Source organism: Pseudomonadota bacterium, assembly GCA_039033415.1.
In the GTDB taxonomy this organism is placed as follows: Bacteria; Pseudomonadota; Gammaproteobacteria; order Xanthomonadales; family SZUA-38; genus JANQOZ01.
Map to the genome: position 1 here is coordinate 72,924 of JBCCCR010000010.1, position 23,827 is coordinate 96,750.

Annotated in this window: 19 protein-coding genes; 12 read left to right on the plus strand and 7 right to left on the minus strand. The window is 59.0% G+C overall.

The window, feature by feature from the left end; genetic code table 11:
• Window positions 1-10: 10 nt before the first annotated feature.
• The 5 genes from AAF358_10020 to AAF358_10040 form a co-directional block, all read right to left on the minus strand.
• Window positions 11-835 (minus strand): hypothetical protein, encoded by an 825-nt coding sequence (locus tag AAF358_10020; protein ID MEM7705877.1) that lies wholly within the window; start codon window positions 833-835, stop codon window positions 11-13.
• Window positions 836-915: 80 nt separating this feature from the next.
• Window positions 916-1,653 (minus strand): sugar transferase, encoded by a 738-nt coding sequence (locus AAF358_10025; protein ID MEM7705878.1) that lies wholly within the window; start codon window positions 1,651-1,653, stop codon window positions 916-918.
• 95 nt (window positions 1,654-1,748) lie between these two features.
• Window positions 1,749-3,521 carry an ATP-binding protein gene (locus tag AAF358_10030; protein MEM7705879.1) on the minus strand — a complete coding sequence of 591 codons (1,773 nt, stop codon included), beginning with the start codon at window positions 3,519-3,521 and terminating at the stop codon, window positions 1,749-1,751.
• A 62-nt stretch (window positions 3,522-3,583) separates the two neighbouring features.
• Complete coding sequence (locus tag AAF358_10035; GenBank protein ID MEM7705880.1) at window positions 3,584-4,126, minus strand: heme NO-binding domain-containing protein; 543 nt, start codon at window positions 4,124-4,126, stop codon at window positions 3,584-3,586.
• Window positions 4,104-4,709 carry a response regulator gene (locus AAF358_10040; protein MEM7705881.1) on the minus strand — a complete coding sequence of 202 codons (606 nt, stop codon included), beginning with the start codon at window positions 4,707-4,709 and terminating at the stop codon, window positions 4,104-4,106. The genes AAF358_10035 and AAF358_10040 overlap by 23 nt, the downstream gene beginning before the upstream one ends.
• 184 nt (window positions 4,710-4,893) lie before the next feature.
• On the opposite strand from AAF358_10040, the gene AAF358_10045 reads away from it, so the two are divergent.
• From AAF358_10045 to AAF358_10075, 7 genes are all read left to right on the plus strand, one after another.
• Window positions 4,894-7,143: an SLBB domain-containing protein gene (locus AAF358_10045; protein ID MEM7705882.1), complete on the plus strand. Its 2,250-nt coding sequence runs from the start codon at window positions 4,894-4,896 to the stop codon at window positions 7,141-7,143.
• A gap of 2 nt (window positions 7,144-7,145) precedes the next feature.
• The gene (locus AAF358_10050; protein MEM7705883.1) at window positions 7,146-8,378 is read left to right on the plus strand and encodes a Wzz/FepE/Etk N-terminal domain-containing protein; all 1,233 of its coding nucleotides are present in this window, start codon (window positions 7,146-7,148) and stop codon (window positions 8,376-8,378) included.
• Window positions 8,378-9,646 carry an oligosaccharide flippase family protein gene (locus AAF358_10055; protein ID MEM7705884.1) on the plus strand — a complete coding sequence of 423 codons (1,269 nt, stop codon included), beginning with the start codon at window positions 8,378-8,380 and terminating at the stop codon, window positions 9,644-9,646. The genes AAF358_10050 and AAF358_10055 overlap by 1 nt, the downstream gene beginning before the upstream one ends.
• Window positions 9,634-10,869, plus strand: coding sequence for a glycosyltransferase (locus tag AAF358_10060; protein MEM7705885.1), 1,236 nt, complete (start codon window positions 9,634-9,636; stop codon window positions 10,867-10,869). Before AAF358_10055 ends, AAF358_10060 begins: the two co-directional genes overlap by 13 nt.
• 50 nt (window positions 10,870-10,919) lie before the next feature.
• Complete coding sequence (locus AAF358_10065) at window positions 10,920-12,137, plus strand: hypothetical protein (protein ID MEM7705886.1); 1,218 nt, start codon at window positions 10,920-10,922, stop codon at window positions 12,135-12,137.
• The gene (locus AAF358_10070) at window positions 12,127-13,218 is read left to right on the plus strand and encodes a glycosyltransferase family 1 protein (protein MEM7705887.1); all 1,092 of its coding nucleotides are present in this window, start codon (window positions 12,127-12,129) and stop codon (window positions 13,216-13,218) included. The genes AAF358_10065 and AAF358_10070 overlap by 11 nt, the downstream gene beginning before the upstream one ends.
• Before the next feature lie 72 nt (window positions 13,219-13,290).
• Window positions 13,291-14,469: a glycosyltransferase family 4 protein gene (locus AAF358_10075; GenBank protein ID MEM7705888.1), complete on the plus strand. Its 1,179-nt coding sequence runs from the start codon at window positions 13,291-13,293 to the stop codon at window positions 14,467-14,469.
• A 37-nt stretch (window positions 14,470-14,506) separates the two neighbouring features.
• Here AAF358_10075 and AAF358_10080 read toward each other — a convergent pair whose 3' ends face one another.
• Window positions 14,507-16,645, minus strand: a complete 2,139-nt coding sequence (locus AAF358_10080; GenBank protein ID MEM7705889.1) for a penicillin acylase family protein — start codon at window positions 16,643-16,645, stop codon at window positions 14,507-14,509.
• A 343-nt stretch (window positions 16,646-16,988) separates the two neighbouring features.
• On the opposite strand from AAF358_10080, the gene AAF358_10085 reads away from it, so the two are divergent.
• Window positions 16,989-17,747, plus strand: coding sequence for a type 1 glutamine amidotransferase domain-containing protein (locus AAF358_10085; GenBank protein ID MEM7705890.1), 759 nt, complete (start codon window positions 16,989-16,991; stop codon window positions 17,745-17,747).
• Window positions 17,748-17,759: 12 nt separating this feature from the next.
• Window positions 17,760-18,182, plus strand: coding sequence for a hypothetical protein (locus AAF358_10090; GenBank protein MEM7705891.1), 423 nt, complete (start codon window positions 17,760-17,762; stop codon window positions 18,180-18,182).
• 45 nt (window positions 18,183-18,227) lie between these two features.
• On the opposite strand, the gene AAF358_10095 is transcribed toward AAF358_10090, so the two are convergent.
• Entirely contained in the window at window positions 18,228-20,273 is a 2,046-nt protein-coding gene (locus AAF358_10095) for a winged helix-turn-helix domain-containing protein (GenBank protein MEM7705892.1), read from the minus strand.
• Window positions 20,274-20,535: 262 nt separating this feature from the next.
• Between AAF358_10095 and mog the strand changes: the two genes are divergently transcribed.
• The 3 genes from mog to AAF358_10110 all read left to right on the plus strand — a co-directional run bounded on the left by mog (window position 20,536) and on the right by AAF358_10110 (window position 23,821).
• A complete protein-coding gene (gene mog, locus AAF358_10100) occupies window positions 20,536-21,066 on the plus strand; it encodes a molybdopterin adenylyltransferase (GenBank protein MEM7705893.1) in 531 nt (176 codons plus the stop codon).
• 36 nt (window positions 21,067-21,102) lie between these two features.
• Entirely contained in the window at window positions 21,103-22,200 is a 1,098-nt protein-coding gene (locus tag AAF358_10105) for a C45 family peptidase (GenBank protein MEM7705894.1), read from the plus strand.
• A 235-nt stretch (window positions 22,201-22,435) separates the two neighbouring features.
• Window positions 22,436-23,821, plus strand: a complete 1,386-nt coding sequence (locus tag AAF358_10110) for a hypothetical protein (protein ID MEM7705895.1) — start codon at window positions 22,436-22,438, stop codon at window positions 23,819-23,821.
• Window positions 23,822-23,827 lie beyond the last annotated feature (6 nt).

Sequence of the window (23,827 nt, forward strand, 5' to 3'; positions counted from 1 at the left end):
CCGTGCACTGTCACACCGCGAGCTGTTCCGGCAGCCCTGTCTTTTGCTCCGCATAGGATCGACTTGTGCTGAGAATGTCGGGGTTCCGGATAGGCCAATATCGGCCGGCGAGGTCAAACATACCGGCAGGACCAACCACCGCGTCACGCAGACGTACACGAGGGCCAATTTGGGTATTGGGTAAGACCACCACGTTATGCAAGTGGCAATGGCGTCCAACGATGGCGCCATTATTCAAGACGCATTGGCTGTCGAGCTGCGCGTGAGCATGAACCTTACAGTGATCTCCTACCAGCACCGATGATCCGATATGCGCGCTCCGAGCAACCTCGCTCCGCCAGGCTCGCCACCTCTGACCTGGGCCCGGATTCCCAGCCGCGACCATGCCTTCCAGTTCACCGTTAACGATTGCGAGATTGAGCGCGTGGTAATCGCTAGCATTGGTAATCGACCAATATTGATATGCCGACACCGTCGACCAGGGCCGGGCGAAGGGCTCCGGCCGCTGCAGGTTCCACTCGGAAGCAACGCTCCGGGGGCAATCCCGTATTTGATCGAGTGTCGGCGACGCTATTACTTTGTCCTCTTCGGGAAAGTGCTGAAGCTGGTCAGCACAGACGAAACTACACTCGCCAAACTCCACCAGAGTCTGGTTACGCAGATCATCGCCACCCAGATCGCTGTAGCGAATGGTCATATCCCATTCGAGACCGTCACCGACACGGCGGCGAATACTCGACTGCTGCGGCCCTGCGGCAAAGCGCAGATGACGAAAACCCGCGGATCGGAGTTGCTCTAGCAGGTGAATGACCAGCGCTTTGCCAGCAATTGGCAAAACAGCTTGATGCGTAGAAGGCCAGACAGGCGAAAGCGGCGCATGAGCCGATTGATAGCCGAGAACGACGGGGCCTTTCATCAGTAAGCACCTCGACCGGAAAGGACTGCCGGGACGGTCTTTACGATGATGCGCAGATCTTCCCACAGGCTCTGCTTTTCCAAATAGGCCACATCGAGCATCACCTGCCCGGAAAACGGAACATTACTGCGTCCGCCGATCTGCCACAGACAGGTCAAGCCAGGCTTCGCTTCAAGTCGTTTTCGCTCTGTTGAACTGTATTGCTCGACCTCACCCGGCACCGGTGGCCGGGGCCCAACGATAGACATGTCTCCACGCAACACGTTGAAAATCTGCGGCAGCTCATCAATTGAGAGACGGCGAATCAGGCGTCCGACCTTCGTGATTCGCGGATCTTGCTTCATCTTGAAGATCACTCCGTCAGCACTTTCATTGGCTGCCGCCAGCGCAGCCTTTTCGGCGTCGGCACCCACCCGCATCGAGCGAAACTTGATCATGCGGAACCGTCGACCTTTGAACCCAACCCTCTCCTGGAAAAACAGGACGGAGCCAGGCGATTCCAGGCGTATGGCGATTGCTGTCCCGATCAGCAGCGGACTCAGGGCCAGGACCGCGCCTGTCGCTATCGAGATGTCCAGCAGGCGTTTGAGTGCCAAAGACAGGGCCATCTGGGTCTGCCAGGTCGCTCGAATCAGCGCAGCGCGGCTGTCGGAGCGGGGCGTACGCGTCGGGCAACTGGCAGCCAGGGCTGCCGGACAAGGTAGAGATCTGGTTGGGGATAAAGTCATTTTTTTCATTTTCAAATCGGGTCTTAGCGTTGCGATTCGTCTATTTTCCGCAAAACTGAAACAATTTGAAATAGTAAAAATGAAAACAAAAGTCGAGGAACGCGCTAACCAAGACCACCCAGATGCTGCTTCACCGCCAGCGCGGTGCGCTGCGCTAGAACGATGAGATGATCCAACGTCTCTTCCGAAATCAGCCGGCCCTCTCTCGCTGCTTGTTCCGCAACGTCACAGAGCTCGGCCAGCTCCAGAGCACCAATGCTTCGACTGGAACTCTTTAAGCCATGGCAGATCTGGCCAAATTCCGCGGCATCGCCGTCTGCATGATGGCGGGCGAGGCCCGCCTGACGCGGGGCAAGCTCACGGAGATAAACCGGCAAAACTTTCCGAAGCAAATCATCGGCCCCATCTCCAAGCATAGCCAGGCCTGAGTGATCTAGGGCGACCGGTTCCAGCCCAGGTTTCATGTCGGCTGGACTTTCCTTATCTAGCTGATGATGAGCGCGGCGTAAGATCTCTGCCAATTCTTCAGGAACCACCGGCTTGGTGATCACAGCGTCTACCCCGGCATCGGTGAACCGGGCTCGGTCCTCCGGTAAGACGCTCGCCGATACGGCGACGATATACGGTTGTCGCAGTGATGAGTTCTCGCGAAGACGCCGGGTCGCCTCTACACCGTCCATTACCGGCATACGAATATCCATCAGCACCACGTCATAAGCATTGTTAGCGAACGCGCGCAGAACCTCCTCTCCGTTACAGACAAGATCAACCGGGTAACCCAGCGCATTCAGCTGCGCTTCCTGCACCAGACGGTTTACTTCATAGTCATCGGCGAGCAGGATCTTTAGCGGGTGTGTTAACCCCTGTTCTGCCACGTTTTCAGGCAGGTCAATATCGTCTTCAGCAACCAGGCTAACATCCTGGCGACCCGGATTTTCGTCGACAACCTGCGCCAGAATGTAGAAGGAAAAGGCGGAGCCTTGTCCCTCCTGGCTATTGAGCTTGATTCGGCCGCCCAGCAACTGAGTTAATCGCTCGCAAATGGCAAGCCCCAGGCCCGATCCCAGTCGATGGCTGTTGGGATTGGTCTGGATAAACGGGTCGAAGATCGCCTGCTGCATCGATGGGGATATACCAATGCCCGTATCCTGGACGGAAAACTCCAGGCGCACCCATTCCAGATCATTGTGCGACGTGCTATCAAGGATGTGCTCGGGAACATCGCTCTTCGCGACAGTGCGCTGTTGAACCACTACAGATACCGCGCCTTCATCTGTGAATTTGACAGCGTTGCTCAAGAGATTGAGGAGCACCTGCTGCACCCGGGCCGCGTCCATCGCGTAGACCGAACCCAAACCTGTGAGATCCGGCAGATTCAAAGCTATCGACTTGCTCTGGGCTTCGAGCGATACCAGCTGCACGGTTTGGCGCACCAGCGTTCCCAGATTTGCCGGACCAAACTCAAGATCAACATGACCACCCTGGATTTTTGACAGATCCAGAATATCGTTGATTATCCGAAGCAGCAGGCCGCTGCTCGCATGAATAGTCTCAAGCTGCTCCTGCTGCGTCGAGGTCAGCTCCGACTGTTTGAGTAACGCGGCAAACCCCATAATGGCGTTGAGCGGAGTCCGGATTTCGTGACTCATGCGGGCCAGGAACTGTTCCTTTAGATCGGAAACCTCCAGCGCCTCGTCACGAGCCTGGCGCAGCATTTCTTCCGCCAGCATCCGTGCGCTAACTTCCGCCTCCAGCTTGGTGATCGTCTGGCGCAGTTCGCGCGTGCGCTCCCGCACCTGATCTTCCAGCGCGGCGCGGGAATCCTCCAGACGCTGATTGGCGTTATACAAACGACGACTGATGGTTTCGAGCGCCAACTCTGCCTGCTCTCGCGCGCGGGTTTGGCGAATGCATCGTCGCTCCCATGCTGCGGCGTCCATCACACCCGCTCCACCCGCATCACTCGGCGTGAGTCGTCATCAGAGGCAGAGAGCACCTCGATGCTCAACGGTTGCCCGAAGTGTTTGCCTGCCGACTCAAGCATGCAGTGGGCGACGATGCCCATAGGCCGAGTTGATTCGTAGGTCACCGTCATATCAGAGTCACCGCGTTCGACAGTGATCGTCGGCGGCCGTGCATCGTCATAGAGTTTCTTGACCTCAACGTGGATGTGCCGATCCAGAAGCTCTAGAAACTCGAACACGTCCTCGGTTTCTTCGAAAAACTCCGGGTGCATCCTGTTGAAGGCGTCCATCAGAAAATCTGAGAACTCCCGCAGCAAGACGGTCGGCTCGGTTTGGGCATGCTCACAGGCCGCGGTCAACAGGGTCATTAACTCCCCATGGGGGTAGTTTCCAACCCGGGTGTACACGGCGCCGGACGGAAGCTGATCCTCCACTGCGGCAATGATCGTCTCTACATCCGCGATGCTATGGCGCTTCTCAACAAAGTCCAGAAACTCAACCAGTAGTGTTCCTTTCATGCGCACTGCGCTCCTTTTCGTCGATCAGAGCCATGTCGATCAGGCCCTTAAGGTCATCCACGTTGACCGGTTTTCCAAATACTTTGATATCGGCCGGCAACTCGCCACGTTGAGCGATTTGCTCGACCGTCAACCCCGAGATCACCACCATTCGCGTACCGGCACACAGCCGGGAGCGGTCTACCGCAGCAATCATCTGCAGTCCGTCCATGCCAGGCATGTCCACATCGACAATGACTAAAGCGGGGTTGAACCGGCCGATCGCCACCAGCCCCTCAAAACCGTTTTCAGCGAATCGCACCCGGGCGTTGGAACCCAGGATATCTATCAAGGCCTGGTAATAGGCCTGCATGGTTTGATCATCCTCAACGATCAGCACGTCACACTCCGAGGGCGAGGCCGCCGGGCCGTCCGACTGGCGCGATTCAAGCAGCTGCTCGAGCGACGACTCTTCGATGCGTCGATGCCCCCCCGGTGTCTTCCAGGCGGATAACAGTCCGTCTTCAACCCATAGCTGGATTGTGCGAACTGACACACCCAGGCGACGAGCCGCCTCTTTCGTACCGACAACACGCTGCGCCATGGCTTGTCCGATCTCTCATTTGCAATTTGAGTTTCATTATTTTCATGAAACAGCTCAATCATCAATAGAACTGAAATATATTTTGCGTTTTTTATCATTTAAGTTTCATTTGTTTGCTTTTGAAATGGTGTTTTTATCATTTTTATCGATATCATGACGACCATTCGTTCAGGAGCAAGCAACAATGACGCTGTTTCGCCATCTGCCCTATCTACTGCTCATCGCCTTCTTGGCGTCGGCGGCCGTGCAGGCAAATCCCCGACAAAATTTTGATGTGCTCGCTGGTGCACCCATCGATGATGAGCTGCCGGCCCAGAGCCCGGGTTCTGCCGCCAGCGTAAATCGGACCCTTCGGCCCGCCCTCAGCTATCCCACGCTTCGACTCGATGAGCGCGAACGACGGCCGGCAGCGATTTCCCAGGCTCCAGCCCTGAGAGCCACGCAACTTGCGGCAGGCGTCACTTCGGATTTTGCCGAGCTTGTCGGAGAGAGTCTGGGAGTGAAGCTCCCCCGGTTCGGGCGCGATGTGTTTCACAGCGAGACTCGGGGTTACTCAGCTTCCGATCAGATGCCGGTGCCGGCTGACTTTGTGCTCGGTCCCGGCGATGAGGTCTATCTGCGTGCGTGGGGGACCATCGAAATCGACTACCGGGCAACGATTGATCGCCTTGGAGAGATTGCGATTCCCAAAGTGGGAACCGTGCCGCTGGCTGGTGTTCGCTACAGCGATCTTCGTACGCACCTGCGAGCGGCGATCGGTCGCGTATTCAAGGGATTCGAACTCTCAGTAAGCCTCGGCCAGCTGAAGACCATTCAGATCTATGTGGCCGGCTTTGCCCGGTCTCCCGGCAGCTACACCATCCCTAGTCTATCGGGAGGGATCAACGCTCTGTTCGCCGCCGGTGGCCCTGCCCCGGCTGGCGATCTTCGTCGCCTTGTGCTGCGCCGCGAGGGACAGGACCTGCACACCTTCGATCTGTATCGACTGCTGATCGAAGGCGACATGACTGATGTTCGACTGATGCCCAATGACGTGCTTTACATTCCACCGCAGCGCGGCGAGGTGGCCATCGCCGGCGCCGTAAACGCGCCGGCGGTATTCCAGTTCAGCGAGACGGACACCCTGGGTGACCTGATTCGTTTCGCCGGGGGTCTGGGAACGACCGCCGATACGCACCGGATCACGATCGAAAGCATCAACGCTGATGGAGATCGCCTGGTGGAATCATTGGAATTGAATGAGTCCAGCGCCAGGCGGCAGCTCCGGCCCGGTGATCTGGCCGTAGTGACTCCGGTCAATATGCGGATTGATGATGCGGTCACGCTTCGTGGCCATGTCGCCAACCCGTTCCGCCACCCCTTTTCACCAGGCATGCGGATTTCAGACCTGATTCCGTCTCGCGAAGCGCTGATATCGCCCCGCTATTGGCTGGAGCGCAACCGTGAATCTCAGTGGATCTCGGGCGCGAAGCGTGAGCCCGGTGGTTCGTTTTCGGACAACCTGCCGGACGTCAATTGGGAGTACGCCGCATTGGAAAGGCTCAATGCCGACACCCTGACCAGCGAGCTGATCGCGGTGAGGCTCGACAAGGCAGTACTCGAGCGCGATCCAGCATTTGACCTGGTGCTTCAGCCCGGCGACGTGCTGACGGTTTACGCATTGGATGATTTTCGTGTGCGCCGTACTCAGCGCCCAAGATTCGTGCGTATCGAGGGCGAGGTCGGTCGGTCGGGAGTTTACTCACTGACACCCGGTGATGGGCTTGAAGAGCTGATTCGCCTCGCTGGCGGCACAACTGATATGGCCTACCTGTTTGGCCTGGAACTTCGCCGAGAGTCCGTGCGGGCACGACAGGCAGCCCGGATCAACGAATCGATCGATCAACTCGAGCGGGAGTATCAGCGTCACCTGATCGAGCGTTCCCGCAACGTGCTTAGCGGCGACCTGTCGCTGGCCATTCCGCCCGAATCCGACGCCATCGCTCACCTTATCGCCCGGCTGCGTGAAGCGAAGCCGACGGGGCGCATGGTACTTGAACTGGAGCCCGGGATTGCTGTGGCCAGCGAACTGCCGACGCTGGGCCTTACGGACGGGGATACCGTCTATGTTCCCGCCCGGCCCGAAACCATCGAGGTGGTCGGTGCTGTGATCCGTGAAGGGTCGTTTCTCTACTCCGAGGGTCGAGGCTACAAGGGCTACATCGAGCACGCAGGGCCTATCCCCAGCGCCAATCTGCGCCAGATTTACGTTCTCCGGCCCGACGGGACCTTTGTCAAAGCCTCCCGCAAGCTCGCGCTGGCACCTGGCGACGCCATCGTAATTCCCGAGAAGGTCGATCGGGCCACCTGGGTACGCCGTCTCAAGGACTGGACCCAGGTGCTGTATCAGTTTGGTCTCGGCGCCGCGGGTCTCAAGATCCTGGAGGGTCTCTAATCATGTCTCCCCCCGCACTGACGCATTCGCAGCCCGCGGAAAATGCACCGGAACTCAGCGTTATGCCGCTGCTGCTGGTGTTAGCAAGGCGCCTGCCACTGTTGGCTGGCCTGCCGCTGGCGGCCGCTATTGTCGCGGTCATCTACTGCAAATTGGTCGACCCGGTTTACACCGCAACCGCACGGATCCTGCCGCCGCAATACAACGAAAACACGGTTTCGGGCATGCAGAACCAGCTCGGCGGCGAAAGCCAGCTCGGCAACAGCGCGCTGACATTGAAAAATCCCACGGACCTGTTTGTAGGCGTTCTTAAGAGTCGCACGATCATGGACGCGGTAATTGATAACCAGTCGCTCGCCGAGCATTACGGGATGGCCAAGTCGCATGACCTGCGCCAGAAACTTGGGGGCTCCACCACGATTCGCGCCGGCAAAGACGGCATCGTTTCGATCAGCGTTGAGGACCTGGATCCGGAACGAGCGGCTGAGATTGCGAACGCGTACGTCCGCCAGTTTTACGCCTTTTCGGCGGAGCTTGCGCAACAGCAGGCCCAACGCCGCAGCGACTTTTACGACAACGCTCTGACGCGCGCCCGGGCCAGGCTGGACCAGGCCGATATGGCTTTGTCATCCGTGGAAAAGCAGACCGGGTTTACCAGGCTCAATGGGCAGGATCAGGCGATTGTGCAGGCAGCCGCAGAGATTCAGGCACAAATCGCCGCACGGGAAATCCAGCTACGAACCATGGCCAGCTACACGACCGAAGCCAATCCGGATGTGCAGCTTTACAAGCGCGAACTCAGTCACCTGCGAGAAGAGCTTGAGTCGATGAAGGGTGGCCTCGGTTCCACCGAGGGTCGGGCGCTGATCGAGCTGGGCGGAGCACCAGACGCGCTGCAGCTACACGGCCAACGCCAGCGGGAAGTTGAATACTGGGAGTCCATCGTCCTTGTAGTCGGCCGGTTCGGCGAGCTCGGCAAGATTGACGTCACGCGGGATATGTCATTGTTCCAGGTCTTGGACTGGGCCATTGCGCCGGAAGACAAATCGAAGCCGCGTACCTCCGTGGCTGCCATCCTGACGTTGCTTGGAACCGGCTCCGGCTGCCTCTTCTGGGTACTCGCCAGTGCCTACGTTATGGAGCGGCGGCGCCAAAGCGAGCGGTTTGAGGACCAATGGCAGGAGCTCCTCGCCACACTCCTGTTCTTCAATAACCGGCGGCAGGTGTCCAGTTGATGAACACGACCCGTCAATCGGTGCGGCGCAACGTCAGCGCACTCTACGTGCTTCAACTCACCGGCTACGTGTTACCGCTGCTAACGGTGCCCTACCTGATGCAGACACTCGGCGCGGACGGGTTCGGTGCTTTAGCGAAGGCCGCCGGCCTGATCATGCTCGGAGTGATTGCGGTAGATGCAGGCGTCAACACCGTCACCATCACGCAGCTGGCGCGTGAAGGTACAAAGCAGGATCTTGCCACCGAACTTTACTGGGCCAATCAGGCCCTTCGTATCGCGCGCATTGTCGGGGTCAGTCTGGTTTTGCTGGGGCTTTACGCATTACTCGACGAAGGATGGTTTCGCTGGGACCTCGTCGCCGCCAGTTCGCTGATGCTGATCGGCGGCTGGCTTTTTCCCACCTGGCTGTTTCAGGGGCTGGAAGTGATGACGCTGACTACGATTTGCAGCATCACGGGGCGTCTAATCAGCGTGCTGCTGATCTTCGTGCTGATCCGCTCTCCAGACGATGTGCTGTTGGCGGCAGTGCTGCAAGGTAGCGCGACCCTGCTATCCGGCCTGTTTGCCCAGGTTGCGCTGCACCGAAAGCTCCGGATCGGCCCTCCGCCAAGCGCAAGGCGTTGGCTGGCCCGCATTCGAAGGCTGCGTCGCAGTATCAACTATCTGAGCACGTCGGAATGGCTGACCGCTGCCGCGGGTAACGTCAGCGTAGTCGCGCTTGGCTTCTTTTGCGCTGATGCGGTGGTTGGCGTCTTTGCAGCTCTCGAAAAGATTGCCCGCGCACTGATAGGTTTGGCGCAGCCCTTTTTACGCGCGCTGCTGCCGGTGCAGATCAGACGCTTTGCTGGTGACTCAAATCAGGCCGCCCGCTGGGCGCGCACCTGGGTGCTGCGCCTGACGCTGGCGGGCGTCGTTTCCGGCGGGTGCCTCGCCGCAGTCGGTTTTCCCTTATTGCAGTGGGCCCTGGGCGCTCCCCAAGCACTGGAGCCAAGCTGGCTCATCGGCGTCGGTCTGTGGGTTGCTCTGGCAATCAGCGCGGGGGCGGCTGGCCAACTTCACTGCCTCGCCAGCGGCGCCAAAACCGCTTACGCCAACATTCTGGGTTTGTCCGCCATATTCCAGCTAGCAAGCGTCGTGCTCGGCGCTGCGATGCTCGGCATTGATGGCGTTCTGTTCGCACTTTGGTTCAGCGAAGTCCTTCGCTGCATCAGCTTTTTTTGTCATTCAAACATCCGCGTGAAAAGGAGTTCGTCATGCGCATCCTAAATGTTTCTTCTCTCTACCCACCCAACGTTGTTGGCGGCGCCGAAATGGGGCTGAAAACCATCTCTGAAGCGATGGTCGACCTGGGTCACCAGCTACATGTCGCCACTCTTCAGCCGCCGAAAGGAATCGGTAAGCCGGTCGGCGATCCAAGCGGAAAGGTTGAGGTACACGGTTTTCCTTTAGCCAATATCTACTGGCCCTTCGATCAGAATTTGCGACCGAGCCCTGCCCGCGTCCTCTGGCACAGCCTCGATACGGAGAACCGAATGATGGCCGCCAACGTGGCCAAGCTTGTTCAACGCCTGCAGCCAGACGTCGTGCTAACGCGAAACCTCCAGGGCTTTTCGACCGCGGTAATTCCCGCGGTGGCTCGCCTTGGAGTTCCCGTGATTCACGTGCTGCACGACTTCAGCCTGGTCTGTCCGCGCACAACCATGTTTAAGAACGGCAAGGAGTGTGGAATGCGCAGCGAACGCTGCAACGGTTGCCGTCTCCTGACCCCTCGCCGCTGGCGGCATACCGAAGCGCTGAGTGGCGTCATTGGAGTCAGCCGGGCGGTGCTGGATGTGCACCTGGATCATGGCTTATTCCGCAACTTGCCGGCAAAGGTCATCCACAACGCTTTGCGACCGGAGATCAAGATCGCGGATCGCGCCGAAGTCCGAAAGGACGGTCCGCTAAAGCTCGGATTTTTGGGACGCGTGGAACAACCCAAAGGCATCGAGACGCTACTGAAAGCTTGCCATAACCTGCATCGTACGGGGCGAGCCTTTGAACTCATGGTCGCTGGCCGGGGCCAGGAAGACTATCTTCGTTATCTGAAGGCACGGTTCCCTGAGGTGCCGGTCACCTATGAGGGTTTTGTTGAGTCCGCCAGCTTCCTGAAGGCCTTGGACGTGCTCGTATTCCCTACCGAATGCCAGGAGGCATTGGGTAACGGTGTATTCGAGGCGTTTTCTCAGGGCACGCTCGTCATAGGCTCTGACCGTGGCGGCATCCCAGAGTCCATCGATCATGGCACCAATGGAATCGTATTTCCCGCTGGCGATGTCGACGCGCTTACGTCGCGACTTCACCAGATATTTGACAACCTCCAGCTGCGTCGAGCGCTTGCACAGAACGCCCTCGTCAAATCACGTCAGTATCTAGCGCCGAATCGGGCGAGAAGCTACGTCGAGTTTGTCGAAACCGTCACAGACCGTGCCACTGCGGCAATCGCCTGATGCTGCTCATTGGCTGGCCAGTTGAGGTACGCACGAGGGAGGGGCTGATCTTGCTGGCGGCCGGCTCCTTCCTGCTCCTTAACGTCACGGCTGGCCCTGTTCGCTGGATACTATCCCAGGCGGGCCTATCACCGCTGATTTATGCCCCCAACCTGCTGATGCTGGCGTGTGTGGCATGGCACACGGCGGCCGAACCCCATACCCGGGGCTTCTCAGCGCTCACACTCATCGCGTGGCTGGCCCCGGTGCATGCCATGGTCATCGGTCTGCTGTTCCTTTCGCCGGTGCAGTTAGCGATGGGAGTCTATGTCTTGCTTCCGTTCTGGTTCGGCCTCAGCTGTGGCCCGGTACTACTTCGCCGCTGGCGCAACATTTCGCCGTTCATCGGGTGGTTTTGGCTGATTGCAGCTGGCGGTGTATTGGCAAATGTCGTGGTGACCTTTCCCTGGGAAGGGTTTGGTTACTCCGTCGGAAACCTTGAGGTCGACGGATCACGCCAGTGGTACGCGGGTGGGGGCAATAAACGCCTGGCGGGCTTTTCCCGGGCGTCATTCGACGCCGCAGTTCAGATCCAACTCCTGGCCCTGCTGATGGTGCTGGCATGCCGGAGCTTTACGCTGAGGGTATTGATCTGGGGGCTTTCTCTTGCCGCGATTTACCCCACGAATAGCAAAGGCATCATGTTGGTGGCACTGATCATGACCCCGATCGTCCTGCTACAGCATCGACTGCCCCAGTCACCGTTGCGCGTACTGCCGGCCCTGTTCGGCGTGCTTGCACTGGCGCTGCCGCTTTCCACTCTGCTGTTCACGTTTGACTCCCAGTTCAACGATCCAAAGCTCGCCAGCGCTACCTTTTCCTTTTTTGACCGGCTCAATCGCATGTGGCCAGAGGCATGGGAGCTTCTACACGGAGACGGCAACCTGCTGCTCGGCCGAGGGATAGGTGGTATCGGCACCGGCCAGACCTACTTCGAGTCCTCCCGCTTCAATGCGGGAGACAACCTTTTTATGTATTGGATGGTGGTCTACGGCCTCTCCGCCATTCCCGGCTTTGCCTTGATTCTGGCGCGGACGCTGCGCCTTCGGCCTCTGGAATCCCCAGAACAATTTCGTGTTTATGCCTTGGTCATGGCCACACTCATTTACGGGAGCATGACCAACATTGTGGAGAACGCTGTGTTCGCATTGGTGTGCGGCATGGTGGTTCGTTATCTGTGTTCGCGGCCACCCCGCCGCCCTCGAATGGAACCTGCTCATGTCTGCTGAACCCTTACTTTGGATCAACGCCCGATTTCTTGGGCGCCCAGTTACCGGCGTCGAGCGGGTCGCGCGGGAAATACTGGAGGTGATCGCCCACGACTATGTCGATCATGAGGGGCTCCTTCACATTGACGGCCGTCGCTGGCGACCCCGCCTCATCGCGCCCAGATCTGTGCGGTGTGATTCACCTTGGCCTAACCTTCCGCTGGTGCGGATTGGCCCGGGCAATGGCCACATGTGGGAGCAGACGACGCTGGCCCTTTGCACCGCTGGCGACTGGCTGCTCAATCTCTGCAACACCGGTCCCGTGTTTAAGCGGCGACAGATCAGTTTTCTGCACGACGCCCAGCCGTTTGCGATACCGGAAAATTTCTCCTTCGCATTTCGGGCATGGTATCGATGGCTATATCGTCTCCAAAGCCGCAATGCCTATCGCATCGCGGTGAACAGTCGGTTTACCGCCGGAGAGCTTGCTCGCCATATTGGGCTTGATCCTGGGAAAACGGTGCTGTGTCCGCTGGGTGTTGATCATGCCGAGGGCATCCTGGACGAGCTCAGCGAAGAACGGCACGCGTCGCTTCCCGAGGGACCCTTCCTGCTGGTGGTTTCGAGTTCCAGCCCGAACAAGAACATCGGTGGCGTCATGGCCGCACTGGCGGAACTTGGCGAAAAAGCACCACCTTGCGTGATGGTAGGTCAACTCGATCAGCGACATTTTGCATCGGTCTCGCTCAATCCCGAGCTGATCCATCATCTGGGTTACGTTTCCGACGCGGTCTTAAAAAAGCTCTATCGTCACGCCAGCGGTCTGGTATTCCCTTCCTACTACGAAGGGTTTGGCCTGCCACCTCTGGAGGCGATGGCCCACGGCTGCCCTGTGATAGTGAGCAACTGTTCGGCCATGCCCGAGGTGTGTGGCGACGCGGCCATCTACTGTGATCCCTCGCGACCGGCGTCGATCGCCAACGCCATCGCCGGGCTGCTTCAGGAGGAGAGACCCGAGCGACGCCGCACAGCCGTGCAACAGCACGCACGGAGATACAGCTGGTCCCACGCTGCGTCCAACCTCATCAATACGTTACCCTAGTTTGCATTTGTATCATTTTTAAAGTTCATTATTTTCATTATAATGAGCTCAAAGGAAACGAGGGATGAAATAATGAAAATTGCAGTGGTTCACGACTGGTGTGTCGTTTACGGGGGTGCGGAGCGCGTCCTGGAACAGATTCTGGATACCTACCCGGAAGCGGATCTGTTTAGCCTTATCGACAAAGTACCGGAAGACCAGCGTGGATTTCTGCGTGGCAAAACCCCCAAAACCAGCTTTCTTCAACAGATCCCGGGGGTTCGCCGCATGTATCGGAAGCTGTTACCTCTGATGCCGCTGGCCATTGAGCAGTTTGATCTATCGGATTACGACCTGGTCATCTCGAGCAGCTACTGCGTAGCCAAAGGCGTGCTCACCGGGCCCAATCAGCTCCACGTGAGCTACTGCCATTCCCCCATGCGGTATGCCTGGGACCACTATCACGAGTATCTGAACGAGCTGAATCTCAAGAGAGGTCCGCTTTCCTGGTTTGTGCGCTGGCAGCTTCATCGCATTCGCAACTGGGACGTACGCTCGGCCAATACGGTGGATCGATTCATCGCCAATTCTCGGTTCGTGCAGGCCAGAATTGAGAAGTTCTATCGACGTGACTCAGATCTGGTGTTTCCGCCGGTGGATACCGATCTGTTCCAACCCGCTGACGAACGCTCAGGCTTTTATGTAGCGGCCGGGCGTTTTGTACCCTTCAAGCGCCTCGACCTGGCGGTACGCGCCTTCAAAGACCTGCCCGACAAGCAGCTAATTATGATCGGCGGCGGACCGGAGATGGAGAAGCTGAAATCACTTGCAGGACCCAACGTCACCTTCCTCGGATTCCAACCGCCGGCGGTAATGCGCGACTACCTGTCCCGGGCGAAAGGTTTCATTTTCCCCTCGGAGGAAGACTTCGGCATCGTGCCGGTGGAAGCTCAGTCCTGCGGCACTCCCGTTATCGCCTTCGGTTCCGGTGGCGCACTGGAGACCGTTGTGCCTCTATCGCCCGGGGCAGATGGGCGCGGCCACGCTCCGACCGGCGTGTTCTTCAACGAGCAAACCCCAGCATCCTTGCGGGAAGCTATCAAACAGTTCGAAACGCACGCTTTACAGTTTGATCCATATTCGATCGCAGCCCACGCGTCCAGCTTTTCTCCGAGGGCATTCCGCGAGAACCTTAAACGGATCGTGGACGAAGCCTTGGCAACGCGCCGCTATCAGCCAGGGACTCCCCGTCCGCTGCTAGCAGCCGCCTGATAGGGAAGTCAGGGTCCAGTAATCTACCGGAGTTCTTTTACGGGCCTCCTGGGCTTAAGGTGAGCGAGGTGACGGTGTGCTGCTCGATCATGGCGTCCGAAAACCATAGATAAGCTGGCTCGCCCTGACGAAAAGCCGGGATCTGGTTGTCGAGAAGCGGATGGCGCGTTCGTCCAACCACCCCGCCGGGCAGGACGGCCAGCACCTTATTAGGATCAGCTAGGTCCGCCACCATGCGAAGGGAAACGGACCACTGGGGGTCAAAACCCGGCTCGGAGAAATCAAACAGCGCGCGATTGAGCGTTTCACCGGATCCCGGCTGTGGATACGCCTGATTGCCCGTCAACCTGCCCAGCAGCCCGTCAAGTCGCAGTGGACCGGTTCGGCGCATGGACCTCACGTCACCCCAGCGCCAGGTATCGGCTCCCGGGCCATAGGCCTCGGTCAGCTCGGCAAGCGCGTCCTGCCCCGCCAACCGAAACAGGTCATCGCGGGTTTCGCGCTGCGGGGTGGTCACGTCGTCGAACCATGAGCCCCAGGCCTCATCACCTTCCAGCACCATGGCATGCAGCCGCTGTTGCCAGAGATACCAGTTGCTCAACACGCCCTCTGTCGCATCACCCAGATCGTCGCTGAACACCCTTCGAGCAAAGTGGCGGTAGGTCGCCTGAAATACGGTTGGCGCTGCGCTGTCGAGCCCGTCACGGTAATCCCACCCGCTCAGGATTGCTCCCAGCGACGCCGTCATATCGTCTTCTGCCAGCGCCGCCGCCATGATCGGCGCCACGCTTTGAGCAAAAACGTTTTTGTTGTCGTGCTGCAGCTCGTAATGATCTTTAGCGCTGAGCACGCCGGTACCGCTTAACAGCTCCTGCAGGCGCTCATAGCGCCAGCTTGGGGAGGCGTAGGTAGTGAAGGGATAGGGAAAACCGGTCGGTTGGACATATTGATTGGCACTGCCGGCCCAGCCTTGGTCGGGATCCACAACGCTAGGCATCTCGGTCGCGGGAATCAGGCCCGCCCACGTCTCCTGTCCGTCCGCCAGCGAAGGGACTGATCCGTCACCGCGAAGGCGTATCGGAGCAGCACCGGTGGACACTCGCGCCGTGTGTCCATCCACATCACCCACAACCATGCTGAAACCGAACATCCGATGCTGGCTCCATGCCTCAACGGCTTCGTCCACACTTTGGGCTTGTGATGCTGCCTTCAGGCCAAGATCAGCCTGCGGATACTCCGCGACTGCCCAGCGAGCGGTGATCACCCTGTCGCTGAACGGCGTCCAGTCATGGTCAGAAATCACGGGTCCACGCCTGGTGAACCGCACGGTTACCACCTGGTCATCACCGCCTTTCACTTTGATCGTTTCCTGGATTTCGCGAAACGGCAGAGACTGGCCGCCTTCCAGGTACCGCGATGAATCACTCGGGTCGAGCGTTTCTACATACAGATCAACCACGTCCGCGTAGCCGTTGGTGACCCCCCAGGCCAGGCGCTCATTGCGGCCCGCGCTGATGCCTGGGACACCCGCACTCACCCCTACCGCCCGCCAGTCTGGCGTGATCAACCCCACGGGATGCCAAAAACCCGGCAGGTTACGTACGTCCACGTGCGGATCGTTGGCGACAACGGCGGCTCTGCCAGGCGAACGCGCACCACTCATGGCCCAGGCGTTGGAACCTCCGATACCGGCAAACCGTCGAAATGGCTTCAGCGTTTCCATAGGCACGAACCGCAAACCGAGCGTTTCATACCGCGCTGAGGATGCGCCGCTGAGTTGTTGCTCATCTGGGTTGATCATCAGCGGCGCAATCTCCGCGGCGCGATCCGGGCCCACGGCTTCGACCAGGCTCTGGGTGGCGATCTCCGCGTAGAAGTTGGCTCCGTTTTCCCAGGCAAAAAACAGCATCACCGTCAGAAGATCTAATTCGGACCACGGTTCAGCCGGCGCTCCGACTAACCGCAGCTCCCAGGGGTGGTCCGCCGCGTGCAGGTTGATATAGGCGTTCAGCCCGGCCACAAAATCGGACAACGTTTGCTGATTTTCCTCGTTCAGGACGGGCCAATGATCTTGGGCGATCCGACGAAAGCCGAATAAGCGGCTGTCGGTGTCGGTGATCAAGGTCGCTTCGCCGAATAGCTCCGAGAGCCGCCCAAGGGCGGCGCGCCTGGCCATTTTCCTGGGCACGGATCACGTCACGAAAGGAGTTGGCGCGTATGTAGGGAACGCCGTTGCCGTCTCGGACCACGGTGACCGGCGCGTCCAGCGCCGGCAAGGTCATCTCCCCAGAAGCCTGGTAACGGTTCGCGTAGCCTGCGAACCAATAGATTCCCACCGCAGCAAGCAGCACCAACACGATCAAACCGCCAACAATCCGACTCAGCCACCGGTACAAGTGCTCCACCCCTTCAACGTTTTTGTTGATCATCACAATACATCATCAAAAATCACAATTTTCCAACGACGCCCGCAATGGCTGAGTCCATGCTTTGCCGCAATGATCTGTCTGGAGCGGCATATGAACTTTCGTTCGGCAAGCAGCAACCTCTTTTTCGGCCTGGTTCTTATCGTTCTGGCATCTCAGGTACGGGCAGAACCCACCAAGAAACCCAGCGTCCTTTTTATCCTATCCGCCCATTCGGAAGGTTACTGGCTGCCAGAGGTTGTCACGCCCTATAAGATCCTGACCGACGCCGGCTTCTCGGTGGATTTTGCAACGCCGGGAGGCAACCAGGGTATCGGGGCGGGCGGCGACATGATGTCCGAGGAAGAGCGACTTACCCGCGTTTCTATTGCCGATCGGCTGACCAAGCCGCTCAGTCTTAAGGTCATCCAACCGCAGGATTACCAGGCTCTCTACGTGCCCGGGGGTGCCGGACCGATGTTCGACCTCTACGACCATCCAGAAGTGAATCGCATCACGGCAGCGTTGTTTGAGGAAGGCAAGCCGGTCGCCGCTGACTGTCACGGCCCAGCCGCCTTTGCCGGCGTGCGCCTGAGCAACGGCGTACTGATGGTGCGGGGGAAGAAACTCACGGCTAAATCCAACGCAGAAGAGGGCGAATGGGCCCGGAAAAACTATCCCTTTCTGCTCGAAGACAAGTTCAACGAGCTTTCCGCGCACTTCAGCGCAGCCGAGCCGTACCAGCCCTGGGTGGTTCGGGACGGCAATCTACTGACGGGTCAGAATCCGGCATCCGCCGCTCCGCTGGCCCGGGTGCTGGTCGACATGCTGTCGACAACCAACCGGGCGTGGTCGCCCAAAACTCAACGCTAACCGGGAGTTACCATGAAGACGATTACCTGCATTGTCCTAGCCTTCTACCTCATCGCACCTGCCTACGCGGACACTGATCGCGAACAGATCAAAGCCGCCATGGAGTGTTTCTATCAATGGGATTTGCACGGAGGCAAAGAACACTCCTCGCAATGTATTTCCGACTCGGTGCTCTATCACCGGATCGACCAGGACGGCCAACACTCTTACGGCACGCCGCCGCTCGACAACGACACCGGCAAAGGCGCTGACGCCGTCATTCATAATCTGCTGGATATTGATATCTACAACGATATGGCCGTGGTGACCTCGCTGCATCGATACCAGCCGGAGGCGCCGGAGAACACCTACGTAAAAAACATTGTGCTCTATCGGTTGGCTGACGGTTGGCGGATTACCAACGTCGCGTGGGGTCGGGTGACCAACCGGCAGTAGTTGCTCCAACCCGGCTCGAGCCTGGGCCGCCAGGCTCGAGCTATCTCACTCCATTCTCTTGCTACGCGTTCGCATGATGTCGCTATGAGAGCTGGCAACATGTGTGCTGGCCACCAATCCAGCGCGCGCACTGAAAAACTCGAAGCGATGGACCACACCGGGGAGTCGCTCACTATTCATGGCTGCGTCGAACCGCAGCAGATCGCCGTCGGCGTCAACGGCATGGCAGTAAAGGTCATCGCCATCGAGCCGATAGCGCAGCTGATAGCGCCAGAGCGGGCTGGCGCACTGATTCAGCGCCGTCAGCTCCTGGCTTGAGCGAAATACACGCAGCGACTGATCAAGCCACAGCTGCTGACGCGCATTGCCGAGCGTAAACGCCCAGCGGGAATCCAGCGGCAATGGCTCATCGCCGCCGTCAAGCGCCAGCCGATAGGCGCGCCACCGGCCCTGTTCGAAGTGGCTTAGCGAGAGCGTCTGTTCATCATGCCAACTCACCGCATAGGCAGGCAGCGGAAGGCTGATGTTGTGCGTGTAGACCCGCTCGGCCAGCGAGTAAACCAGCACGCCGGTGCTGGTGTTGGCCAGCAATCGGGTGTCATCAAACGACCAGGCCAGATCGTAGAAACGCCGTCCCGCGTCCGGCATCTCGATCGCCGTCAGGCTGCCGTCGTCCAAATGTTTAAGCCAGATCTGACTCTCACCCGACCGCTTGGAAATGAATGCTAACAGGTCGCCGCGGTGCGAGAGCGCGGGGAGGTAATCCATGACGGCAGAACTCACCGTTGGATCGGCCATACCTCGCAGCCGGATATCGCGGTTGTAAAGATAGGAGGTGAAGAGATACTCACCGCTGGCCTCGCCCGGAACACCGATCCGCCTTGGGCTCCGGATGCGCCGACTGTCGGACACGAGAACCTGCTCTGGCCCGCCGTCCAGCGACGATTCCAGCAGCTGGTAAGAGGGGTGTCGAGAAGGATGAACCATAAATCCTTCGCGGTGGCTCCAGATTGCACTGTCCAGGCCGTACGAAAAGCGTCGGCGCAAGGTAAAGCTATCGCTGGCTGGGTCTATGACATACACCGAGGTCTTGCCGGGCGCATGGTCACTGAGAAGCAGAAGCGCACCGCTTTCCGGGTGGACGTCAACAAAGTGATTGCCGTAGCCGGAAACCATGGGCTGTGAGAGGCGCTTTTTGCTTTGCTGGTCTAGCGCAAGGCTGTAGACAGCATAAGGCGCATCTGGCGTCGGCCGCTCCAGGAAATACAGCGTGGTGTCGTCCGGCGAGAGCGACAGCTCCGAATAGCTTCCGGGCAAACACTGATAAATCACCTCCGCAGCGCGCGCGGAGAACTGATCACGCGCAATCCGATGAATCTCGCAGCGGTCACCGGACATAAATTGGTATACGAGAAAATCACCGCTGTGCGACCAGGTCGGAAAATTGGCGTGGCCCGCCAGCGCGCTGATCGGCTGCGGCGTCGCGTTATCCCCAGAGAGCAGGAAGATCACATCCCACGTCCCGTCACTTGCAGTGTAGGCCAGCCTCCTGCCGTCGCTGGCGAGATGAGCGTTGAACTGGCTGTCGCTGAGCCGGGATAAGGGCGCGAGCTCACGGACCAATGGTTTTGGTGACGTCGACCTGGATCCGGAGAAGACCATCCACAGCGCCAATCCGAGGACGGTCCCGCCTAGAGCGAACTGGCGCCACAACCTCATGAGTCCACCACTTCGAGCGAGGGTTGCAGGCTGCTCAACGCCTACTACCTCAGCAATCAAGCGATAGCCAAGTTTAGGGATGGTAGCGATGTACCGCCGCGCCTTGCTGTCGTCCCTCAGGGCCTTGCGCAGCAGCACGATGGCACGGTTGATCGAGTTATCCGACACAATCTGTCCATGCCATACCGCGCTGAGCAGTTCGTCTCGCCCAATGCTGCGGCCGGCGTTTTCGCAGAGGTAAGCCAGCAAGGCCGCCGGCTTGGGCTCAAGCAACACCTCGCGCCCAGCGCCGAAAAGCCGATTGCTATTCGCGTCGAAGTGAAAATCGCCAACTTTCCAGCGGTTGAACTGTGGGCGCTCAGGTTCGGGCATGGTGCGTGGCAGATACAGTCGGTTTCGAGATAGAAAAAAGCATAGCAAACCCCACCGAGAGGCCCGAAGATTGATCTTTTTCGCCGCCATTGCAATCGCAGGGGGATGTTATACCGTAACGCCCGCTGCCTTGGTGGTCCCCGTCCGGACACCCCGGGTCGGTTAACCTGTGCCGAAATACCAGGCTTGCGCGGCTCAATTCAGCAGTCTCGGAAAGTAACCAGACCCACACGCTTGCCAATCAGATTTAAGGAAACAAAAAATGAGCACAATTCGCATCGGTGTCATCACCGCGTCTGACCGCGCGACGGCGGGTGTTTACGAAGACATCTCGGGTAAGTCCGTGGTGGAAACCTTGCGTGAATACCTGATCACCGAGTTTGAGCCGGTGTACCGCGTGATTGCCGACGAACAGCCGCTGATCGAAGCAACCATGAGCGAGATGGCCGACAAGGAAGGGTGCTGTCTGGTTGTCACAACCGGTGGCACCGGCCCTGCACCACGTGACGTCACGCCGGAGGCCACCGAAGCGGTCTGCGAAAAAATGCTGCCTGGCTTCGGCGAGCTGATGCGCTCGACGTCCTTGCAATACGTGCCGACCGCAATCCTTTCGCGTCAGACGGCCGGCATTCGCGGGAGCACGTTGATCCTCAATCTACCGGGTCGTCCGAAGGCGATTCGCGAATGTCTGGACGCAGTCTTTCCTGCGGTACCCTACTGCATTGATCTCATTGAAGGTCCGCGTCTTGAAACTGACGAGAGTGTTATCAAAGCCTTCAGGCCTCGCTCCTGACCGCACGGCCCGACGCCCCACGGAAGACAGAACATCATGGTCCATGAAGGCGTGACCCGCTGGGAACTGGAGCAGCTGACCGTCCAGGGTCATCCACGTGATCTAGGGGAGCAGCAGGGCGAACATTTTCGCGAGCGGATCCAGCAGTTTATTGCGGTGCGATTCGCTGCGGTATCAGAATACGCCGCTGAACTGGGCCGAGACGACATCACGCCGCTGCGCGAGATCGGGCGGACTTCTCAGGCGATTTTCGCTGATTGGGACCCGGAGGCGTCTACTGAGCACGAGGGCATCGCGCGCGGCGCGCAGGTGGATTCGCTGGACCTGTTTATTGCAACTAACATCACCGACATGCGGGACGTCCTGCTATTGCCTCGCGGCGAGGCGAGCCCGCCTGAACTTGAGGGATGCACCGCCGTGCTCCTGCCGGGGCGGTTGACCCAAAGCGGCAAGGGACTCGCCGGCCAAACCTGGGACCTGAACCCCACAGACGTTGACTACGTGGTTGGCGTGCACCGAAAGCCCGTCAAAGGACCGGAAACCTGGAGCCTGACCTGCACCGGATGCCTGACGTTGATCGGGATGAACAGCGAAGGGCTGGCGCTGGGAACCACCAATATCAAGATGCATGGTTCCAAGCCCGGAGTGGGGTACCTCAACGTCCTGCACCGCGCGATTCGGAGCCCCGGCGTCGAAGAGGCCTCCCGGATCATCCTTGATGCCCCGCGCTCCGGCGCCCATACCTTCTGGCTGGCTGACCCCAAGCAGCAAGTTGAGTGGGAGGCCGGCCCGGACGCTGCGGTAGCCCGAACAGCCGACGACCAAGCGGTGACGCGAACCAATCATTGCCTAGCCCCAGAGTTTATTGAGCGGCAGGGTGAACCCACCAGCGAGACCAGCGCAAAGCGACTTGCCAAGGCCACCGCCGTTGTAGAGGCCGGCAATATTAACCCCACCGCACTACGAACGTTGTTTTCGGACCGCAGCGAAGGCATCAACAGCATCAACCGATACCATGAAGACGGCACGGATACCGCAACCAACGGGGTCTTTATCGCCAGCCCGTCTGACCGCCGACTGTGGGCCTGCCGCGGTCCAGCGGACCGAGGGGAATGGATTGAACATGCCTGGTAGGCCCCGAATCAGATTTCTCCCTTCAGCTCGAGTCACCGTAGTCCCGGAGTGTGGATTCGCTCTCTGGTAGCGTGTGCTGGGCCCCAAATCCAGGATCCAAAATCTTTCACGTCAACCGATCGCCTCTCCCTGCGTTGTTAATCATCAGGTAGGCCGTCGATCCGGGTAATTCCAGGTCGTACCTTACCGTTTGTTGTCGTTTGGACGTCGCTCAGGGACAAGGGACCGATCCTCCATGCTCGAATTACTCCGGCGAAAAGCACAATTCTTGGTGGCGTTGCTAGCGGCCGGTGGCTGCAGTTGCGCCAGTGCAGCCCTTACGGTAGGTGAGGATAACCGCATTACCCTACCCGGCGGGGAGGAGTGCGTGGTTAACCCTGAGTTCACGCCCAGCGGCGAATGGATGCTCTACATGCAGTTCATCGGTGCGCTGTCGCCGGTGAGCCAGGAGCCGATGGTCGATATGTTCATCGTAGAGCACGACCCTGCAACGGGTGAGTTCCTGGCCGAGCCGCAGCTGGTCGGCCAGAGCACCGCCGGCGCGCGCCCGTATCTGACCGAAGATGAAGACGGCCGGATTGTGATGGCCGGTATCGACATCAGCAACGGCAATGAAACGATGACGCTCTACACGGCTGACCCCGAGGTTTCGCCGCTGGAGTTTCAGAAGCTCGGCCTCGAGCTCGAGGAGACTGAGGGCGAGTGCCTGCGGTCGGTATTCCCCTACACCACCGGCACCGAATCTCACCTTTGGTGGCTCCAGGGCGACTCCTGCCGGCCGGGTGATGCCCGCTACGTAGAGCTTCGCCATGCCGTGGTGGAAAATGACCAGGTGATCGCGCAGGGATTGGTGGAAAGGCAGGCGTGGTCGCCACAGTGCACCGGCAACTGTTCCGTTGGATTCCTCCCCATGGATCTCACGTACGCACGCTGGGTGCTCAACGTGCCCAGCCCCATTTTGCTCTTTGGCACCGCCCCCAATCCGCTCAACTTCGGGACGCCGGGCAATCAAACGCGAGACATCACGCTGAATGAATATCGGCCCGACTTAGACCTAGTGACGGCGGTCGACGCCGGCGACGCAATCGTGAAGGTGGCGCCGTTCGGCTACAGCGAGACGGAGATGGTGGCGGGCATTGATGACCAGAGCAGCCTGGGCTTTTGGCAGAGAACCTCGCCGACAGGACCTTACGAGCTGCTACAGACCTTTCCGATCGATTTCAGCCAATCGAGTTTTGATGAGCCGCTGCCCGGTCAGCCCGTCAGCGAGGTAGCATCCCAGGAGGTGTTTAGCCTGCTGCTGGACGATTCGCTCGTAAACTTTGCCGCCTTTCAGCTGTGTGAAAGCGCGTTGCGCTGCTTTCAATCCGGGTTAGGTGAGATTTGGATCGCGAGTCTTTCTGAGCAATATCCACAGCTTGAGCCCATCAGCGACAACTCGGTGAACGATAAAACCCGCAACGAGCCCGAACCGGTGGTGTCACCGGATCAGCAGACAGCCTGGGTGTACTACTCAGCGTGGCCGGAAAACGGACTGCCGACTAACTCATGCAACGAGTTGCGCCGGACCAAGCTGTCCGTTGCGCCAGCAGCGCTGTTTCGGGACGGGTTTGAGCTTTGAGAAAAG

Bases quoted from the DNA above. Each gene is read 5' to 3' on its own strand.
- AAF358_10035 (MEM7705880.1), bottom strand. From the start codon at position 4,126: ATGAAAGGAACACTACTGGTTGAGTTTCTGGACTTTGTTGAGAAGCGC.
- AAF358_10045 (MEM7705882.1), top strand. From the start codon at position 4,894: ATGACGCTGTTTCGCCATCTGCCCTATCTACTGCTCATCGCCTTCTTG.
- AAF358_10095 (MEM7705892.1), bottom strand. From the start codon at position 20,273: ATGCCCGAACCTGAGCGCCCACAGTTCAACCGCTGGAAAGTTGGCGAT.
- AAF358_10060 (MEM7705885.1), top strand. From the start codon at position 9,634: ATGCGCATCCTAAATGTTTCTTCTCTCTACCCACCCAACGTTGTTGGC.
- AAF358_10080 (MEM7705889.1), bottom strand. From the start codon at position 16,645: ATGGCCAGGCGCGCCGCCCTTGGGCGGCTCTCGGAGCTATTCGGCGAA.
- AAF358_10110 (MEM7705895.1), top strand. From the start codon at position 22,436: ATGCTCGAATTACTCCGGCGAAAAGCACAATTCTTGGTGGCGTTGCTA.
- AAF358_10090 (MEM7705891.1), top strand. From the start codon at position 17,760: ATGAAGACGATTACCTGCATTGTCCTAGCCTTCTACCTCATCGCACCT.
- AAF358_10105 (MEM7705894.1), top strand. From the start codon at position 21,103: ATGGTCCATGAAGGCGTGACCCGCTGGGAACTGGAGCAGCTGACCGTC.
- mog (MEM7705893.1), top strand. From the start codon at position 20,536: ATGAGCACAATTCGCATCGGTGTCATCACCGCGTCTGACCGCGCGACG.
- AAF358_10040 (MEM7705881.1), bottom strand. From the start codon at position 4,709: ATGGCGCAGCGTGTTGTCGGTACGAAAGAGGCGGCTCGTCGCCTGGGT.
- AAF358_10025 (MEM7705878.1), bottom strand. From the start codon at position 1,653: ATGAAAAAAATGACTTTATCCCCAACCAGATCTCTACCTTGTCCGGCA.
- AAF358_10085 (MEM7705890.1), top strand. From the start codon at position 16,989: ATGAACTTTCGTTCGGCAAGCAGCAACCTCTTTTTCGGCCTGGTTCTT.
- AAF358_10055 (MEM7705884.1), top strand. From the start codon at position 8,378: ATGAACACGACCCGTCAATCGGTGCGGCGCAACGTCAGCGCACTCTAC.
- AAF358_10070 (MEM7705887.1), top strand. From the start codon at position 12,127: ATGTCTGCTGAACCCTTACTTTGGATCAACGCCCGATTTCTTGGGCGC.
- AAF358_10075 (MEM7705888.1), top strand. From the start codon at position 13,291: ATGAAAATTGCAGTGGTTCACGACTGGTGTGTCGTTTACGGGGGTGCG.
- AAF358_10050 (MEM7705883.1), top strand. From the start codon at position 7,146: ATGTCTCCCCCCGCACTGACGCATTCGCAGCCCGCGGAAAATGCACCG.